Origin of the sequence: Micromonospora gifhornensis (genome assembly GCF_016863515.1) — a bacterium.
GTDB classification, from domain to species: domain Bacteria; phylum Actinomycetota; class Actinomycetes; order Mycobacteriales; family Micromonosporaceae; genus Micromonospora; species Micromonospora gifhornensis.
The window spans coordinates 19526-35717 of sequence record NZ_BOPA01000036.1; the positions used below are offsets into that span (position 1 = coordinate 19526).

General features: G+C 68.3%; 20 protein-coding genes. 10 read left to right on the forward strand and 10 right to left on the reverse strand.

The window, feature by feature from the left end; all coding sequences use genetic code 11:
* Window positions 1-70 precede the first annotated feature (70 nt).
* From Vgi01_RS23745 to Vgi01_RS23755, 3 genes are all read right to left on the reverse strand, one after another.
* A complete protein-coding gene (locus Vgi01_RS23745) occupies window positions 71-499 on the reverse strand; it encodes an ATP-binding protein (RefSeq protein ID WP_204292443.1) in 429 nt (142 codons plus the stop codon).
* A gap of 135 nt (window positions 500-634) precedes the next feature.
* Window positions 635-1627 carry a DUF1700 domain-containing protein gene (locus Vgi01_RS23750; protein WP_199180240.1) on the reverse strand — a complete coding sequence of 331 codons (993 nt, stop codon included), beginning with the start codon at window positions 1625-1627 and terminating at the stop codon, window positions 635-637.
* Window positions 1624-1962: a PadR family transcriptional regulator gene (locus Vgi01_RS23755; protein ID WP_102658937.1), complete on the reverse strand. Its 339-nt coding sequence runs from the start codon at window positions 1960-1962 to the stop codon at window positions 1624-1626. The genes Vgi01_RS23750 and Vgi01_RS23755 overlap by 4 nt, the downstream gene beginning before the upstream one ends.
* Window positions 1963-2093: 131 nt before the next feature.
* Here Vgi01_RS23755 and Vgi01_RS23760 point away from each other — a divergent pair, with 131 nt between their 5' ends.
* The 3 genes from Vgi01_RS23760 to Vgi01_RS23770 are packed head-to-tail and all read left to right on the forward strand — an operon-like array spanning window position 2094 to window position 3258.
* Window positions 2094-2441, forward strand: coding sequence for an ArsR/SmtB family transcription factor (locus Vgi01_RS23760; RefSeq protein ID WP_204292444.1), 348 nt, complete (start codon window positions 2094-2096; stop codon window positions 2439-2441).
* Complete coding sequence (locus Vgi01_RS23765; protein WP_204292445.1) at window positions 2438-2872, forward strand: SRPBCC family protein; 435 nt, start codon at window positions 2438-2440, stop codon at window positions 2870-2872. Before Vgi01_RS23760 ends, Vgi01_RS23765 begins: the two co-directional genes overlap by 4 nt.
* Window positions 2873-2901: 29 nt before the next feature.
* Window positions 2902-3258, forward strand: a complete 357-nt coding sequence (locus Vgi01_RS23770; protein ID WP_204292446.1) for a nuclear transport factor 2 family protein — start codon at window positions 2902-2904, stop codon at window positions 3256-3258.
* 46 nt (window positions 3259-3304) lie between these two features.
* Here the strand turns inward: Vgi01_RS23770 and Vgi01_RS23775 are convergent, their stop codons facing one another.
* The 3 genes from Vgi01_RS23775 to Vgi01_RS23785 all read right to left on the reverse strand — a co-directional run bounded on the left by Vgi01_RS23775 (window position 3305) and on the right by Vgi01_RS23785 (window position 6511).
* Entirely contained in the window at window positions 3305-4441 is a 1137-nt protein-coding gene (locus Vgi01_RS23775; protein ID WP_204292447.1) for a caspase family protein, read from the reverse strand.
* Window positions 4441-4830, reverse strand: coding sequence for a hypothetical protein (locus tag Vgi01_RS23780; protein ID WP_204292448.1), 390 nt, complete (start codon window positions 4828-4830; stop codon window positions 4441-4443). Before Vgi01_RS23780 ends, Vgi01_RS23775 begins: the two co-directional genes overlap by 1 nt.
* A 160-nt stretch (window positions 4831-4990) precedes the next feature.
* Window positions 4991-6511 (reverse strand): GMC family oxidoreductase, encoded by a 1521-nt coding sequence (locus Vgi01_RS23785; RefSeq protein WP_204292450.1) that lies wholly within the window; start codon window positions 6509-6511, stop codon window positions 4991-4993.
* Between Vgi01_RS23785 and Vgi01_RS23790 the strand changes: the two genes are divergently transcribed.
* Both Vgi01_RS23790 and Vgi01_RS23795 read left to right on the forward strand, forming a co-directional pair.
* On the forward strand, window positions 6403-7395 hold the full coding sequence (locus Vgi01_RS23790; RefSeq protein WP_239089128.1) for a helix-turn-helix domain-containing protein: 993 nt from the start codon (window positions 6403-6405) through the stop codon (window positions 7393-7395). The two genes, Vgi01_RS23785 and Vgi01_RS23790, sit on opposite strands and share 109 nt — an antisense overlap.
* Window positions 7379-8089 (forward strand): sigma-70 family RNA polymerase sigma factor, encoded by a 711-nt coding sequence (locus tag Vgi01_RS23795; protein WP_204292455.1) that lies wholly within the window; start codon window positions 7379-7381, stop codon window positions 8087-8089. Before Vgi01_RS23790 ends, Vgi01_RS23795 begins: the two co-directional genes overlap by 17 nt.
* Window positions 8090-8170: 81 nt before the next feature.
* On the opposite strand, the gene Vgi01_RS23800 is transcribed toward Vgi01_RS23795, so the two are convergent.
* Window positions 8171-9532, reverse strand: coding sequence for a cytochrome P450 family protein (locus Vgi01_RS23800; protein WP_204292457.1), 1362 nt, complete (start codon window positions 9530-9532; stop codon window positions 8171-8173).
* Between the two features lie 167 nt (window positions 9533-9699).
* Between Vgi01_RS23800 and Vgi01_RS23805 the strand changes: the two genes are divergently transcribed.
* Window positions 9700-10251, forward strand: coding sequence for a sigma-70 family RNA polymerase sigma factor (locus Vgi01_RS23805; RefSeq protein WP_102658944.1), 552 nt, complete (start codon window positions 9700-9702; stop codon window positions 10249-10251).
* Between the two features lie 7 nt (window positions 10252-10258).
* The gene (locus tag Vgi01_RS23810; protein WP_204292459.1) at window positions 10259-10849 is read left to right on the forward strand and encodes an alpha/beta fold hydrolase; all 591 of its coding nucleotides are present in this window, start codon (window positions 10259-10261) and stop codon (window positions 10847-10849) included.
* A gap of 35 nt (window positions 10850-10884) precedes the next feature.
* Here Vgi01_RS23810 and Vgi01_RS23815 read toward each other — a convergent pair whose 3' ends face one another.
* Window positions 10885-11940 carry a BTAD domain-containing putative transcriptional regulator gene (locus Vgi01_RS23815; protein WP_204292461.1) on the reverse strand — a complete coding sequence of 352 codons (1056 nt, stop codon included), beginning with the start codon at window positions 11938-11940 and terminating at the stop codon, window positions 10885-10887.
* Between the two features lie 99 nt (window positions 11941-12039).
* Here Vgi01_RS23815 and Vgi01_RS23820 point away from each other — a divergent pair, with 99 nt between their 5' ends.
* A complete protein-coding gene (locus Vgi01_RS23820) occupies window positions 12040-12495 on the forward strand; it encodes a hypothetical protein (RefSeq protein ID WP_204292463.1) in 456 nt (151 codons plus the stop codon).
* A gap of 45 nt (window positions 12496-12540) precedes the next feature.
* Here Vgi01_RS23820 and Vgi01_RS23825 read toward each other — a convergent pair whose 3' ends face one another.
* The gene (locus Vgi01_RS23825) at window positions 12541-13116 is read right to left on the reverse strand and encodes an MBL fold metallo-hydrolase (RefSeq protein WP_204292465.1); all 576 of its coding nucleotides are present in this window, start codon (window positions 13114-13116) and stop codon (window positions 12541-12543) included.
* A 460-nt stretch (window positions 13117-13576) separates the two neighbouring features.
* Here Vgi01_RS23825 and Vgi01_RS23830 point away from each other — a divergent pair, with 460 nt between their 5' ends.
* Window positions 13577-14029 (forward strand): acyl-CoA thioesterase, encoded by a 453-nt coding sequence (locus Vgi01_RS23830; RefSeq protein WP_204292467.1) that lies wholly within the window; start codon window positions 13577-13579, stop codon window positions 14027-14029.
* A gap of 838 nt (window positions 14030-14867) precedes the next feature.
* On the forward strand, window positions 14868-15896 hold the full coding sequence (locus Vgi01_RS23835) for a hypothetical protein (protein WP_204292469.1): 1029 nt from the start codon (window positions 14868-14870) through the stop codon (window positions 15894-15896).
* Here the strand turns inward: Vgi01_RS23835 and Vgi01_RS23840 are convergent.
* Window positions 15849-16178: a YbaB/EbfC family nucleoid-associated protein gene (locus tag Vgi01_RS23840; protein WP_204292471.1), complete on the reverse strand. Its 330-nt coding sequence runs from the start codon at window positions 16176-16178 to the stop codon at window positions 15849-15851. The two genes, Vgi01_RS23835 and Vgi01_RS23840, sit on opposite strands and share 48 nt — an antisense overlap.
* Window positions 16179-16192 lie beyond the last annotated feature (14 nt).

Below are 16192 nucleotides of genomic sequence, written 5' to 3' on the forward strand. Positions count from 1 at the left end.
GCCCTTCAGGAGCCTGGGCGCGGGCTCGGCGTGGCAGAGCACCCTGGGCCAGGGTCCCACGGCTGTTCGGTTACCTCGGGTCGTCGTCTCGCGCTGCGGCTTCCCCGGCGGGCGGGTCAGCCCGCCGCACCGCGAAACGGAGGCGGACGATGGTGCAGTCGGGCTCGGCGTACGCGGTCACCTCGTCGCAGAGGCGCGCCACGATGGCGAGCCCCCGTCCCCGCTCCGCATCCGGCGTCGGCATGGCGCGGGGCACCGTGCGCATCGGGCCGCTGTCGACGACCTCGCAGTAGACCGACGCGTCGTCGCACCAGATGCGGACCTGCCCGCCGCCGCCGGTGTGCTGCAAGGTGTTGGTGACCAGTTCGTTGACCGCGATCGCCAGAGCGTCGGTCGAGTCGGCCGTCAAGCCGAGACGGTGTGCCTGCTCCCGTACGAAGGCCCGAACCAAGGGAAGATCGTCGACGACGCGGTAGGGCATCACGGTGGCGTTGCGCATGGTCTCGTTTCGAGCGCCTTGTCGGAAGCAGGAACCTACCGTACCGCGCGATCCCGCCAGGGTGTTCGGCCTGCCTCGGCACTGTCAACCGCGACCGGCCGGATCCCCTACCGCCGCAGCCGATCGGGTGATCGGTCAGCCGGGCGAGGTGGAGGTGAGTCGCCCTCGCCCCGCCGGAGGTCGCGGCTCGCGGTGGCGCCGCCGGGCCCGGGCGGTGACGAAACCGCTGGCTCCGATCATCAGGTACAGCCCGCCGAACAGCCAGAAGGCCGCGAACAGCAAGCCCCGGTCGACCATCGCGAAGACCATGACCAGCGCGCCGGCCAGCGCGGTCAGCGCGTAGCCGGCCCGCAGGCCGTACGCACACAACGCGCCGATGACGAGCGGCCCGACGATCCACAGCAGCACACCCACCCACTCGACACCCACCGAGCCGGTGGCCGCCGAGAAGGCGAGCAGCAGCCCGGGCAGGAGCACCACCGCCGTGGCGGCCAGGCGCCAGGAGCGTACGGCGACCCGGCCGGGGTTTCGCCGCATCGCCCACGGCACGACCGTCGCCGCCCAGAGCATGAGCACGAGGGGAACGTAGTAGAGGCCGATCTCGCCGCCGGCGCAGGCGAGCGCGGTGAGCATCCCGGCACCGGCGAGCCCTGCCCCACCGCGCAGTCGGGCGGGCAGCACCATGGGCGCAGCCGCGATCAGCGCGGGCAGCAGGGTGAGCAAGGCGAATCCGGGGCCGAACCGCTGCATGATGCTCTGCCCGTCGGGGCCGGCCTGGGTCAGGTCCGACGGCAGTGCGGCGGACGGCAGCAGGAAGCTCACGCAGACGGCGGTCAGTACGCCGAGCGCCACGGCGATCGACCGCAGGGTCCGCCCGGCACGGGCCGCGCGGTCCGTGGTGCCGTCGGCGAGGGTGAGTTCGTCGCGCGCCTGCCTCGCCACGTCCTGTGGGCTGCCGAGACCGGCCAGGGCCTGGTCGATGCTCCGTCCGCTGTCCAGGGCGTCGACGATGTGCGCGCGGACGTCCTCGATGATCTCGCGCACCGTGTCGGGTGGCGCGTCGGCCAGTTCCGCGCCGAGCGCCCGCAGGTAGCTCTCCGCCGCTTCGGGCAGCGCGCCGTTGCTCATGTTTCCTCCGCTATCAGTTCATCCACGTGCGGCTGGATGTCACGCCACACCGCCGCGAACACCCGCAACTGCGCCCGGCCCTGGGTGGTGATCGCGTAGTACCGCCGGGCATGCCCCTGTTCGGGGGTCAGCCAGTGGGTCTCGACGCTGCCCGCCTGTCGCATCCGGGCCAGCAGCGGGTACAGGCTGCCCTCGCTGGCGATCAGACCGCGGGCGGCGAGCCAGTCCGCCAACTCCAGGCCGTACATGTCGCGTTGCGAGAGCAGCGCGAGCACGCAGTACTCAAGGACGCCCTTACGGATGTTTGTGGTGATCCGCTCGCGCGTGTTGTCCATGGCAACAAGATACCTTGCATAGCAAGACCTCTGGCGAGGGGGTGCCGGTCACGAGCAACCCTGAGGATCACCGTTGGCGAGCTGTGCAAACGTACGTTTGCACAAACGCATGTTTGCATTAAGGTGGGTTCATGGCATCTCCACTCGTCGCATCGGGGCCGGAGCTCGACTCGGCCTTCGCCGCCCTCGGTGACCCCGTCCGCCGCGCCCTGGTGACTCGCCTCGCGCGCGGCGACGCCACCGTGGGTGAACTCGCCCAGCCCTTCGACCTGACCCCACAGGCGATCTCGCACCACGTCGGTGTCCTGCGGCGGTGTGGTCTGGTCGAGCAGCGGCGCGAGGGCACCCGACGTCCCTGCCGGCTCAGGGTCGACCAGCTGGCCCGGCTCGGCACCTGGATCGACGAGCAGCGCCGCGCCTGGGACGACCGCCTCGACGCCCTTGAACAGCACCTCAGCCAGGACGGAGCGACCCGTTGACCGCCGGCGCCAAACGTCGTGGCGACGAACTCATCGCCAGACGTCGTCTCTCCGCCGAGCCGGAGCGGGTCTGGGCCGCCCTCACCTCACCGGCGAGCGTGGCGGCCTTCTGGGGCGGCTCGCACGCCACCGTGCCGCCCGATTCGGTGACCCTCGACCTGCGCCCCGGCGGGGAGTTCGCACTCGACACCCGTGCTCCGGACGGCACGACCCGCCGGCTCCGGTTCGTCTACGTGTGCGTCGCCGCACCACACGAACTCGTCTTCGACGAGCCAGTCACCGGCCTGCGCACCACCATGAGCCTCCGCCCTGCCGACGGCGGCACGGATCTCACCGTCCACCAACGTCGACTGCCACCCGAGTTGCAGACCACCCAGGCGGCCGACGGGCTCGCCGCGATCCTCGACGCCCTCGCCGCACACCTGGCGTGACGCGACGCCACACCGTCAGAGAGAAGACAATGAGCCAGCAGATCCAACGCCACCTCGTCGCGGAGTACTTCGAAGGCTTCCGGACGAGCGATCACCAGCGCATCCTCGCGACCCTCACCGACGACGTCCAGTGGGTCATCCACGGCCACCGGATTACCCACGGCAAGGCGGAGTTCGACGCCGAGATCGAGAATCCGGCCTTCACCGGCAGTCCCGAGCTCGACATCGAACGCATCCACGAGGACGGCCCGGTCGTCATCACCACCGGTGAGGGCCGCGGGACCAGCGTCGACCACGGGCCGTTCCGGTTCGCCTTCAACGACCTGTTCACGTTCCGCGACGGGCTCATCGCCCGCGTCGACTCCTACGTCGTCCCGCTGCCCTGACTCGGGTGACCCGACCTGCCGTCGGTCGCACCCCGACCGGTACGGCTCAGCAGTCGCTGCCGAAGATGCGGTGTTCCAGGGTGTCCGCGCTCACCGCGAGGTGATAGCAGTGCGCCGCCAGTTGTTGGTTCGACGCCCCGGCCAGCGGAGTGAACGACTGCGCGACAACCTGCGGAACTCCCGTGTCCGCGCTGATCAGCGCGATGCGGCCGTAGCCGGGCCGGGCCGACCCGGCGAGCAACTGCTCCGGGGTGGTCAGCATCGACAGCGGCCCGACTTCGGCCTCCATCCCGCAGAGTTGCACACCCTCGATGAACGGCTCGGCGCCCTCGACGGCGAAGATCCGCACCAGGTGGCTGCGGTCCTCCGGCAGCGGGACGGTCAGCTCGAAGTGGGTGTCGTACTCCTCCCACTGAGCGCCCAGCTGCGCGGCGATCGTGGGGATCCGTCGTCTCAGCGGGCCGCTGCGCCCGCCGGTCACGGCGGCCGGCGACAGCCCGGTCGTCACGACCGGCGCCGGGATCGGGTCGTCGGTCATCAGCCAGCGCTCGATCAGGTCGTCCAGGCCGATGTCGTTCTTCCGCTCCGCGTCCAGGAACTGCACCGCGCGTTCGATGGTCACCGGACGACCCCATCCGGCGATCAGCGGGTGTCCACCCAGCGCGGTACGCCAGGCCGGCGCATAGGCGCCGACGTAGCAGGCGCCGAGGACCACCAGTCGCAGCCCGGGTGAGACGGTGCCCGGGTCGATGCCGTCGGGCGAGATCCTCGCCCCGTCGCAGCACTCCAGGCTGCCGTCGTCACCGCCGTGGGAACTCCAGTAGATGCCGGCCGGGACGAGGTCCTCGACGCCGGCGCCCTTGCCCGCGACCGCCTCCCGCAGGTCGTCCCCGGTGGCCTGGGTGTCGACGACCACCGTGTATCCGGCGGCGCGCAGGGTCTCGATGTCGTCGTCGATCTGGGCGAGTTCCTCGGCCAGCATCGCCCGGTCCTGCCCGCTGCCGGTCTTGAAGCCGAACAGGAACAGGAAAGACTTCCCCTCGCCCGGACCGGTGCCCGTCGGGGTGTGCACCACCCGGGCCGCCGGGTCGTCGGTGCGGCCATCGTCGGTCCAGCGCTTCGGGCCACTGCGGACGTTCTCCCAGCCGGGCGGCAGGAACACCTCGTCGGCACGCTCGGCCATCAGAACTCGTCCCCGGCGGTCAGCTGGTGCTCCAGTTCGTCGGCCGTGGCAGCGATCACCTGCAACGGGATGGCGAACTCGTCCGGGTCGAGCGTGGCGAGCAGCGCGTTGTGGATGAGGGCGTAGTCCCCCTCGTCGTCGAGCGCGAGCGCACCGAGATCGAGGTCGTCGTTCTTGCGCAGCGCGACTCGCGGCTTCATGTCCTTTCCCCCGCAGACGTAGCTGCGGAACTCGATCCACTCCCGCTCGTACGCCTCGTAACGGCGCACGGTGATCTTCTGGGTCCGGTCCGACTCGTACGTCCAGATCAGCGAGAACCAGTCGTCCTCCAGATCTTCCAACGTGTACTTGGTGCGTGCGTGTTCGCGCAGTTCGTACCAGGTCGGCATGGTATCCTGTCTCCTGTCCGCTGAGACCCGAATCAAGTTCGGTGACACCTTAGCGGCATTAGTCCCTTATGGACATATCTGTGCTGCGGGACCACGTCACTGTCGACGACGCATCGCCAGGCCGCCGGTTCACTGCCGACGGACCCGGCTCGGAAAATCCCTAGAAGTACGTGGTGCGGATCAGGTCGGCGGCCTTCTCCCCGATCATCATCGTCGCCGGGTTCGGGCCGACGCTGACGATCCGTGGCATGACCGAGGCATCGGCGACACGCAGCCCGTCCAGGCCGTGCACCCGCAGGTCAGGTGCGACCACCGCATCGGGGCCGGTGCCCATCGCGCAGGTGCCCACCGGGTGATGAGCGGGCCCCACGCCCCACCGCAGGTACTCGCGTCGCGCCGCAGGGTGACGAACGTCGGCGCCGGGCAGCACCTCACCGCCGCGCCAGACGGCGAACGGTTCGGCGGCGGCGACCGTGCGGGCCACCTCGATCCCGTCGACGAGCCGCCGGACGTCGGCCTCGACTGCGAGGTAGTTCGGGTCGATCATCGGAGGGGCCGACGGATCATCGGAGACCAGGCGTACGGTGCCCCGTGCCTGCGGCACCGTCGAGACGGCGAAGGTGAAGCTGTTCGCCAGGGCGTGCAAGGTGGGCCGGTGCGACGGCACGTGCAGGAAGACCAACCGCATGTCGGGGCCGGGCATCCGCGGGTCGCTGCGCCACAGCATCGACGCCTCGGCCTGGTTGTACCACCCGGACGGAATCGGCTTCGTCGCCTCGTAGACCACGCTCACCACTGGATGATCGTGGAGGTTCCGGCCGACGCCCGGCACGTCCTGGACCACCGGGAGGCCCAGGTGTTCGAGTTCCGAGGCGTCCCCGATGCCGGAGAGCATCAGCAGCCGCGGCGAGTCGACCGCTCCGGCGCTCACGACCACCTCGTAGTCGGCGTACGCAGAGGTGGTGTGCCCGTCGCGGGTGAAGGCGACACCCACACACCGTCCTTGCTTGAGGATCAGCCGGTGTGCGCGCGCCCCGGTGAGCACGGTCAGGTTCGGCCGCCGAGCGATGATCGGGTGCAGATAGGCGTCGGCGGCGCTCTGCCGCCGTCCGTCGACGACGGCCAACTCGTGCCAGCCCACCCCCTCGGCGAACGCGCCGTTGAAGTCGCCGGTCCGGGCGAAGCCGGCCGCGACGGCCGCGTCCACGAGCGCCTCCGACAGCGGATTGGGATCGGTCGGGACGGCGGGGCGCATCGGTCCTCCGTCACCGCGGAAGAACGGGTCGGCTCCCTCGATCGTCTCCATCCAGCGGAAGTACGGCAGCACCGAGGCGTAGTCCCAGCCGGTGCACCCCATCTCGGTCCAGGCGTTGAAGTCGGCGGCGTGGCCGCGGAGGAACACCATCGCGTTGATGCTGCTGGAGCCGCCGAGGGTGTGTCCGCGCGGCCGGTGGTGGGCGGTTGCACCCGTGCCGGGCTGCGGGACCGTTTCGTAGGAGTAGTCAACGGCGCTGCCCGCGAGCGCAGACCTGTTCCGCCTGAACTTCCGCGTTCCGGCACGTCGGTAAGGGTGTGACTGCCTTTGACGCTGAGTTGTGGCGCCAGTCGTTGAGTGCGGAGTTCGGTGGTCTCGCGGCCGACGACGCAGGCGAGCCGACCGGCACGATCTGTGGCACGGCACTCGGCCCGCTCACCGCGTACGACATCAGCGCAGGTCCGCAGGTCCTGCGCCGTACCCCGCAAGCGGTGCGACGCGAACCGTTCGATCGGCTGGCGCTGCTCATTCAGCTGGCGGGCGCGGCCACGGTCGGCCAGGACGGCCGGCTGGTGCCCGTCGAGCCGGGGCAGATGGCCCTGTACGACGCCGGTCGGCCCTACGACCTGCTGCTGGCCGGGCAATGGACCGGTGTGGTGCTCACGTTCGCGCGGGACGCCCTGTATCTGCCGGACACTGTCGTACGGCAGGCCAGGCAGCAGGCCCAATCACTTCTTGCAGGGCCGGGTGCGGTGTTGGCGAGCTTCGTCGCCTCGGTGACGGGCCAGCGCGCCTCGATCGGCGCCTCGGCCACCCGGCTCGGTGAGGCGGGGCTTCACCTCGTCGCCGGGGCGTTGGGGATGTCGCAGCCGCTGGAATCGCCGCCGCTCGACGGCGAGGCGGTGGCGGAATCTCAACGGATCCGGGTCCTGGAGTATGTGGGACGGCACCTCACCGACTCCACCCTGAGCCACGATCGGGTCGCCGCCGCACACCGGATGGCTCCGCGTACCCTGCACCGGCTCTTCGAACACAAGCCGTACACCGTCACGGAGTACATCCGTCCGCGCCGTCTCGAATCGGCCCGCCGCGACCTGGCCGACCCGTTGCTGAGTCACCTCAGTATCGCGCGGGTGGCGGCCCGATGGTGCTTCGGCAGGCAGGCTCATTTCACCCGGGCATTCCAGGCCCGGTACGGGGTGCTGCCGTCGGGGGTACGGCCACTCGGGCAGGTCCGGCGTCCGGCCCTGGTCGGCGGCGATAGCCGCGTGCGGCAGCAGAGAGAGGGCATCGATGAGACGGTCGGATGACCAGCGGGCGGCGCCGCACGAGGCGCTGGTCAGGCAGATCTGGCAGGAGCACGGCCGGGCGATGCTGGCGTACGCCGTGCAGGTCACCGGGAACCGCGCGGACGCCGAGGACGTCGTGCAGGAGACTCTGATCCACGCCTGGCGTCACGCGCACCACCTGTCCGCGCGTCGGGACTCCACCCGAACCTGGCTACTCACCGTGGTGCAGGACATCGTCGCTGCCCGCCCGCGTGCCGGGTCGGCCGGCACCCGACGGGCCGGCACGGAACCGTCCGACGTCACGGCCTTGCACGACCACGCCGAGCAGGTGGTCGACGCCATGGTGGTGGCCGAGGGCGTGCGCCGGCTGATACCCAAGCATCGTGTCGTGATCGAACTCCTCTACCTGCGCGGCTATTCGCTGGCGGACGCCGCCGACGCCCTCGGCCTGTCGACGGACACCGTCAAGACGCGGGCCTACTACGCCCTGCGGGCACTTCAGGGGATGTATCCGGATCTCCCGCGTTCCGCCTCCCGCAGTCGACCGCTGGTCGAGGACACCGAGACCACCGTCGACCGCCACGTCGCGGGTCGGTGTCTGCCCGCCCGGCCAGGACCGGGACGGTCGACGATCCGACGCGTCAGCGGCGGACGCTCTGCTCGGCCGGTGACGCCCCCGATTCCGAGCCGGACACCCGTCGACGGCGGTGCTTGACGACGACGTGCCAGTAGAGGAGGCCGACGCCGCGCAGAATCCAGGCGGCAGCGATGACGACGAGGGTGCGCATTCGAATCCTCAGCTCGTTGTCACGGGGAGTTCCTCGAGCCCGTGCATCAGCGCGCTGGCCCGCCAGCGGGGGGTGAATCCCTCGGCCAGTCGCAGCCCGGGGAGCCGCGCCGCCAGCCTGGTGAAGGCGATTCGTGCCTCCAGGCGGGCCAGCGGAGCCCCGAGACAGTGGTGGATGCCGTGCCCGAAGGCGAGGTGCGGGCTCCACGCGCGGCCCATGTCGAAGGCGTCGGGATCGGTGTACTGACCGGCATCGCGGTGCGCGGCCAGGATGGAGAGCAACACCGTCGATCCGGCCGGGATGACCTGATCGCCGTACGTGACGTCCTCGGTGGCCTTCCGATGGGTCCCCAGCTGCACCGGGCTCTCGTAGCGCAGCACCTCTTCGATGACCTGGGGCAACTGGTCCGGGTCGGCGCGGATCTGGCTCCACCGCGTGGGGTCGTCCAGCAGCAGCCAGGCGCCGTTGCCGATGAGGTTCCCCGTCGTGTCGTAGCCGGCGAGCAGCAGCAGGTACACCGTCGAGACGAGTTCGTCCTCGGTGAGCTGCTCACCGCTGTCACGCATGGCGATCATGGCGGAGATCAGATCGTCCCCGGGATGCCGGCGTTTGTTGCCGACAAGGTCGCGGATGTAACCGATCATTCCGATCATGGCGCCGGGCAGCTCGCGGATCCGGTTCGGGCCCGAGGCGATGATGCTCGCCGCCTCCATGAAGCTGCCACGGTCGTCGGCAGGGACACCGAGTAGCTCGCAGATGACCGTGATCGGGAGCGGAAACGCGAACTTCGAGATGAGATCGTGCGAGCCCGGGGTGCTCAGCTCGTCGATCAGATGATCGGCGGTGGCGGTGATGGCGGGCACGAGACGTCCGATCCGCCGCGCGGTGAAGGCACCCTGGATCAGCCGACGCAGGCGCGTGTGGTCCGGGGGGTCGACGGTGAGCATGTTCTGCGCGGTGGCGGCGTAGATGTCGGGCGGCAACTGCGGCCGTAGTCCGAGCGGGGAGAGCTGACCGTCCTTGACGAGCCGAGGATCGGCCAACGCCTTGCGCACGTCGTCGTGGCGGGTCAGGAGCCAGCCGGTCCCCCCGTCGGGCAGACGCAGCGGCGTCACCGGCCGTTGCTCCCGGTGACTGGCCAGTTCGCGGTGCACGTCACCGCGGAAGAAGCCCAGGAAGGGCTCCTCCTGCATCGGTGCTTGCGGGGTCTGAGGCTCCATACCGATGCCGACGTAGTGAGCCGCGGTGAGTTCACCCGTCAGCCCACCGCAGCCGAAGCTGCCGTCGCCGCCGTCGCTCGCCGGCCGGATGAACGTTCCCGGTGAGCCCTCGTCGAACAGAACGTGATGCCCTTTGGGCAGGGCGTCCAAAACCCTCGACTCCGTTTGGATATTGGCTATTCACCGAGTGTTGAATAAGCGACAGAAGCTTCGTGAGCCCCATCACTCACAACGAAGTAACAAGCAATAAAGTCGTCTTTCACTCACCCCTCATAGGCTTGCCACCCGATCTGCTGAAATTACTGGGGGGATAAGCCATGACCATCGCCACTGCGCCCAGGAGCGCAGAACTGCCCGAATCCGAGGTCTGCCTTCAGGAAATCCACCGCAACAATGGCCGCGCACTGCTGCGTTTCCTGCGGAGTCTGGTGTCGTCGGACTCCGCCCACACCGCCGAGGATCTGGTGCAGGAAACGATGCTGCGCGCCTGGCGCAGCCTCGACGCGGTGCCGATCGAACCCGAGTCTCAGCGCCGCTGGCTGTTCACCGTGGCCCGACGACTGGCCATCGACGCGTACCGCAAGCGGCAGTCGCGACCGGCGGAGATCAGCCTGGTCGACACCGAACCCGTCGGTGTCGGAAGCGAAGCTGCGGAGACCGTGATCGCCAAGTTGACGTTGCAGCAGGCCATCGCCGGGCTGAGTCCCGCGCACCGGTCCGTTCTCGTCGAGTTGCACGTGAAGGGGAACTCCCTCGAGCAGGCCGCAGCACGGCTCGGCGTTCCCGTCGGCACCGTCAAATCACGCGCGCACTACGCCATGAAATTCCTTCGAGAGGCGCTCGACGGCACCGAGACATTCCGCCGGTGATCGACGGATGAACCCAACGGTTGTCCTGGTACAGGGCGCGTGCACCGATGCCACCCGTTGGCAGCATGTGACCAGGCGGCTGCGCCGAGCGGGACATCGGGTGATCGAGGTCGCCAATCCACTGCGCAACCTCCCCGGGGACGCCGCGTACCTGTCGTCGGTGCTGGCGAGCATCAGCGGGCCGATCGTGCTCGCCGGCCACGCGTACGGCGGTGTGGTTGCCACAGACGCCGCCACCGACCACGACAACGTCAAGGCGCTCGTCTATGTCGCGTCGATCGCGCCGGACAAGGGCGAGAGCGGGCCGGACCTGACCGGGAGGTTCCCTGGCACCCTGCTCGACCAGGCGATCCAGGTGAACCCGGCCAGCGGCGCCGCACACGGCGAGCCCTGCGGCGAGCCGGCCTGGCGGTTCATCCCGTCCTGGTTCATCTACAGCCGGCGCGACCCGGTCATTCCGGTCGAGGCGTCCCGTTTCATGGCTGATCGGGCCAGTGCCCAGGAATCCGTGGAGCTCCCGGGCGCCGCACACCCTCTCCCGGCGTCACGGCCGCAGGCGGTCGCCGGCATCATTCTGCGGGCTGCCGCCGCGGTCTGATCCGTCGGACGACAGCCGGCAGAGGTGAGCCCGCACTACCTCTGAGCGCCACGCTGCGACTGGTCGCTGTCGGAGCTCTCCGCGAGGTCGACAACCGCGACATCACGCAGGAAGACCGCCCAGGCCGCGGCCGCGTCGTCGACCAGTCGCCGTTGCGCGATGTCCATCAGCCCCGTCACGCTGGTCACCACGGCAGCCAACGCTCCGTCGGACCGTCTGAACAGTGACTGGACGAGCCGAACGATCTTCGGAGACGGGTACTCGAACCGGGTCACGACATCCACCTCGTCGCCGAGAACCAGCTCGCGCAGGTATTTGATCGATACGTCCAGTTCCACCGGCCCGAGGCCGGCCGCTGCCAGTTCTTTGATGGACAGCCCGGCATCGGCGAGCGCCGCCCACCGGGCATGGATCGAATAATCGAGGTATTTCGAGCTGCGAACATTTCCGTTGGTGCCGATGTCGTCGGCACTAACGGTGATCGACGCGGTATGAGTCACGCCGTCATAATGTGATTGCAGATTGCGGTCGGGCGATTCGCTCGCTTGAGACACGGCGTGGCAGGTGTCTGGTCTCTGCTGTGCCGTACCGGTTATCTGTTGGCGCTGCTCGGTCTCCTGCGGCGCGCTGGAGTGCTGAAGAAGTTGGCGATACGCCAAGTGAAGTTCGGGGCCAGGGTCGACGCCGAGTTCGTCCCGGAGCTTTCGACGGAGCATGTGAAAGCGGGCGATCGCCTCCGCCTGCTGACCGACGGCAGACAGCACCATCATGAGCCTGGCTTGGAGCCGCTCGTCATAGAGGTGATGCGTCGCCATGCGCCGCAGCGGGTAAAGCATGGCGTGACCGGACCCCAGGCGCAGCGACAGGTCCACCGCGTCGATGGCATGCCCGACGCACTCCTGGTCGACGGCGCTGAAGGCGTCGAACCGCTCCGCCAACAGGTCCGGGGCTCCTGCGCACGGGCCCCGCCACATGTCCAGGGCCTGGGAGTACGCGGTCAACGCCGCGTCCGGTCGTCCGGCGCCGATCGCCGCGCGTGCCTCCAGTCCCAGCCTGCGGAAAGAGAGCAGATCGAGGTTCTTCTCGTCCACGTGGATGCGGTATCCGGATGCGTCGGAACAGAGCCACCGCCCCCGCACCCGAGGCCCGATGTGCGGCTCGAAGAGGCGACGCAGGTTACCCACATAGCGATGGACGATGTTGACAGCGCTCGCCGGCGGCTGGCTGCCCCACAGCATCGAGATCACGTCCGCGGTGCCGACGGGCTCACCTCCACGAGCAAGCAGCAGAGCCAGGATCAACCGCTGCTGACGGGGGCCCAGGTCAAGTTCCTGGCCGTTGCGCCGCACCCGGATGGGGCCGAGGACCTCGAACAGCAAGGGCGGGGACCTGTCAGCGTCGTTAATCACGGATACACCTTTCTGCCGTGGATCCTGCACATATGTCAGGATCGTCTGATCGGCTGCGACCTGCCCGCGGCATCGTCTTCGTTCCCGTTCCGGGGCCGGTCCATCTCGTCGTTCCTGACCGATGCGCGTGCGTCTCGTCGGGTGCACCTGACGCTCCAGGCACAAGTCGTCGCTGTGCTTGTCGAAGTCGGCAACGCGCTGGTCGAGGTAACCCTGACCCACCGACTTCGGCTGTGACGGTCGTCGCGTGCCGCTGGCCGACCAGGGACTTCGACACCGGCCCTAGACCGGTGTCGCCGTGCCGGGGGTGAAGGGCGCTCCGTGCCCCGGCACGATGAGTCGTGGTTCCAGTGCGAGCACCCTTTCCCGTGACCGGCGCAGCACGTCGCGGTCGGCGGCAAACGGATCGTCCGCGGGTCCGGCATCCGACCACCACAGATGCGTGCACGCCACCAGACCGTCCCCGGTTTCCACGAAAGTCGTGACGTCCTGCGTGGTATGTCCGGGTGTCCGCACCATTCGTACCGAAGGAGCGAGCCGGCTGTGGCCGGACTTCTCGTCGAACTGGCGGGGCACCCACAGATCCCGGTGATAGGTGGCCTGGAAGTCGTGGACACGGGCGTTCGGGAACAGCGCCGCGTTGATGGTGTGGTCCGGATGGTGGTGACTGAACAGGACATCCGTCACGTCGTCGGCGTCCAGCCCTTCGTCGACGAGCGGATCGAGTATCAGGGCCCGGTCGGCCACCATGCCCGGATCGATCACAGCGATGAAATCCCCGTCACGCACCAGCACGACGGTCCCCGCGACCCTTTCACCCGCGTAACCGACAGACAGAACTTTCAGTTCAGCGCTCACAGCAGATCCTTCACTCGATGCCGGCCGATGGTTTCGGCGGACAGGGCTGTCATGGCGGTGCCGCTTCGCCGGGGTGTGCGGACGACGAGTCCCGCCCGACGCGCTCCCACCGATGCGTCCTGGTAGCCCACCTTCTCACTGGCGTTCGACCCCTGAATCAGTCATTCATCTCTGTGGCGGAAGGCGTCCCGGCACCGGCTCCACAGAGGTACGGGACCGGTCCGACTCTGCCCACCATGCCGGTGCCGTCGATTGCCGCACATCATCACCTCACCGGTCCTGGCGCGGACCGAGAAGATAGGTCATTCAACTGATGCACCTCTGTCGCGCGGCTCGAGGCCCTGGTCGACGGAGCGTGTCGACGCCACAAGGTCGGCCAGGGCGGCCACTGAACCCAGACGCCTCCCACGCGTTGGTACAGGTCAGAGGACACCTCAATACCCCTGACGACGGAGACACAATGCCGCACTCGACACACATCATCATCCGTAGCGACGACATCGATGCGAACGGTCACGTGCAGAGCGCCCGATACCTCAACTACGCCCAACACGCCCGCTGGATCGCAGTCGCGCAGGCAGGGCTTTCGGTCAGGAAACTTTCCGGAGCGGGCTTCAGCCCGGTGGAACTGAACGTCTCCATCACTTACCTCCGCGAGCTCGTGCTCGGCGACGAAATCGATGTCGAATCGCGGTTCGAATTCCCGTCGTCGAAGACCATCAAGGTAATTCAATCAATCGCCCGACGCTCCGACGGCGCCGTGGCTGCCGAGGTGACCAGCCTGACCGGTTTGATGGATCTCAGCGAACGCAAGCTCGTCGACAATGCTGCTGCCGTCTGGCGCAGCTTTCTCCGCCAGCCGTCCGTCGTCGACCTTCCGCCCCTCGATGAAGAGTTGACCTCGGCGGGGTGACATTGGCGCGTCCTGATCTCGGTCGTCGCCGATGGACGATCCTTCGCACTCCAACCAGCGACACGCGGCATGGCAGCCGTTTATTCGGACCGGCCGCCCATGCCGAACGCATTCCGAACTACACCGCCTCCACGCCATACTTGTGGAACAGGCCCAACATGCGCTCGTCAAAACGTCCCGGGCGCCAAGTGTCGACCTGCATACGTGGCGAACCATACGCGGAATGTGAACGATATCGCCGGTAGTCCCCTCCACACGGCGGCACACTCGCCTCCACGATACCGATGGAGCCGCCGGTCCGGGTTCTTGAAGACGCAGTGTGTAGAGGTCGCCGGAAAATCACCTGGGAATGCCCCCGCCAGCCGCCACGTGCAGACCACCGGTCTGTACATCGATCGCGGGAATGGAAATGCTCACGAGCCCCCCTAGCAAAGAACCGTTCACCGCATGCGACTGCGGTGAACTTGCTCCAAGCAGCGTAGTGGCGGGGCGGGTCGGCGACCAGATTTCACGAATGTTGATCGTCGTGAGAAGTTACACCGCTCAGGCGGTGAACCTACTACCGCCGCTATCCGTTCAAGCACGAACCGGCCGCACCGACAAACCAGCCCAGGAAACGGTACCGTCGGTGACGGTGACATCTCCTCCGGTATTCAGCCGACACCCCGGTCACGAACTTGACCGCGAGTACGTCAAGCAGTATCGATGCGACGGCCGCGATGTGACGCAGGTCATACATTTCGCAGCGCGCGACGTCGAACCCGGCAGCCCCGCAATTCGTCACCGGGGGTAGGGGGCATAGTCCCATTGCCACCAGTGACGAGCGGAGCAGATCATCGTGACCGAGGGTGCCGGCGACCTGATGCTGGCGTTACACGAACTGTTGCTTCGCATGGCGGGTCAGGTACCGGACGCGGCCCTCACCACCGCGCGCGATCACCTCGCCGAGCAACGGCTTGCCGAGGCGGCCGGTGCGGTCGTGACCACCGGTGTCGATCATCAAATACCGATAACCGAGACCGACCTCCAGTTGTTGGCCGCGCTCGTGCCCGGTGGACGGACCGCCGAGTGGCCCGTTGTCGTCTCGCCCGAGTCCATCACGCTGCCACCGGATCTCGAGTTCGCACCGACGATTGCCGATTCGGCAGGCAACACCCCGCTGCTGCTCGATCTGACCGCAGATGCGGACCCATTGGACTCAGCGGATCAGGCTGCCGTCGCCGCTGCGCGCGGAGTCCCTGGCGGGGATGCCCTCTGGCGGGCCTGGCGTCGGGAGCCTACAGCTCAGGATCGACCGGTCCGGGTCTATCTGCTGCTGGTCGCGGCCGACCCCCACGACCTACCGGCCGCCTGTGCGCAGGTGCAGCGCGCCCTCGCCGACAGTGGAGTGGAGCATCCTCAGGTGGAGGCTTTTCACCACCGGTCGGTCCTACCCCGCTATCACCAACTGGCCCGTAGCTGCTCGGCGCTGCTCTGGGCCGCGGCCGATGCCCATCCGGTCTCAGTCGCCCGCGTCTACGACGCCTACCATCCCGCGACCGGCGGGCAGTTCTCGGCCGACCGTCCGGCGCTCTCCGACGGCGAGGAGATGCAGCGCGTGCTGGACTACCTGGACGGCGGCACCATATTGCTCCACACCGAAGCGCGTGAGAGCGACCCCTTCGACGAGGGCGCAGGTTTGGTGGTGCCGTTGAGCTTCCGCACCGACGGGTGGTGGATCTGGACCGACGCGGTCGGGTACTTCCTGCGTACCTATGCATTGAGCCCAGACGACGAGTTGCTAGCGCACATCCGCGTGCGCGGTTATCTGCTCCCCGAGTCAGACCCGGTCGCCGAACACCGCGCCCTGGCCCGCCTGCTGTCCTGAGTCCCCGGGCGGGGACGAATTCTCGGCCGCCATCGCCACGAGGACGTCGGTGACCAGCCGGCGGCCGGATTCGAACGCGGCGCGTAGCGCCTCCGCGACGGCCGTCTCCAGGGGCGCCACCTCGTCGAGGTGCAGCACACGCGGGTCGACGCGGACGGCGCGGACGTTGCCGAGTCCGCCCACCACGATGGTGACCATGCCGTCGGCGGAGCGGCCGGTGGCGGTAGCGGCAGCCAGCCGCTTCTCGATCTCTGCCGTGTTCGGATCGAGTGCAGGTTGCATTTCGTGCTCCTTAC

What these genes read in the sequence shown, in the direction of transcription:
- Vgi01_RS23830 (WP_204292467.1), top strand. Translation starts at nt 13,577, where the DNA reads ATGCCGCACTCGACACACATCATCATCCGTAGCGACGACATCGATGCG.
- Vgi01_RS23795 (WP_204292455.1), top strand. Translation starts at nt 7,379, where the DNA reads ATGAGACGGTCGGATGACCAGCGGGCGGCGCCGCACGAGGCGCTGGTC.
- Vgi01_RS23805 (WP_102658944.1), top strand. Translation starts at nt 9,700, where the DNA reads ATGACCATCGCCACTGCGCCCAGGAGCGCAGAACTGCCCGAATCCGAG.
- Vgi01_RS23780 (WP_204292448.1), bottom strand. Translation starts at nt 4,830, where the DNA reads ATGCCGACCTGGTACGAACTGCGCGAACACGCACGCACCAAGTACACG.
- Vgi01_RS23810 (WP_204292459.1), top strand. Translation starts at nt 10,259, where the DNA reads ATGAACCCAACGGTTGTCCTGGTACAGGGCGCGTGCACCGATGCCACC.
- Vgi01_RS23745 (WP_204292443.1), bottom strand. Translation starts at nt 499, where the DNA reads ATGCGCAACGCCACCGTGATGCCCTACCGCGTCGTCGACGATCTTCCC.
- Vgi01_RS23775 (WP_204292447.1), bottom strand. Translation starts at nt 4,441, where the DNA reads ATGGCCGAGCGTGCCGACGAGGTGTTCCTGCCGCCCGGCTGGGAGAAC.
- Vgi01_RS23770 (WP_204292446.1), top strand. Translation starts at nt 2,902, where the DNA reads ATGAGCCAGCAGATCCAACGCCACCTCGTCGCGGAGTACTTCGAAGGC.
- Vgi01_RS23840 (WP_204292471.1), bottom strand. Translation starts at nt 16,178, where the DNA reads ATGCAACCTGCACTCGATCCGAACACGGCAGAGATCGAGAAGCGGCTG.
- Vgi01_RS23750 (WP_199180240.1), bottom strand. Translation starts at nt 1,627, where the DNA reads ATGAGCAACGGCGCGCTGCCCGAAGCGGCGGAGAGCTACCTGCGGGCG.
- Vgi01_RS23760 (WP_204292444.1), top strand. Translation starts at nt 2,094, where the DNA reads ATGGCATCTCCACTCGTCGCATCGGGGCCGGAGCTCGACTCGGCCTTC.
- Vgi01_RS23820 (WP_204292463.1), top strand. Translation starts at nt 12,040, where the DNA reads ATGGACGATGTTGACAGCGCTCGCCGGCGGCTGGCTGCCCCACAGCAT.
- Vgi01_RS23755 (WP_102658937.1), bottom strand. Translation starts at nt 1,962, where the DNA reads ATGGACAACACGCGCGAGCGGATCACCACAAACATCCGTAAGGGCGTC.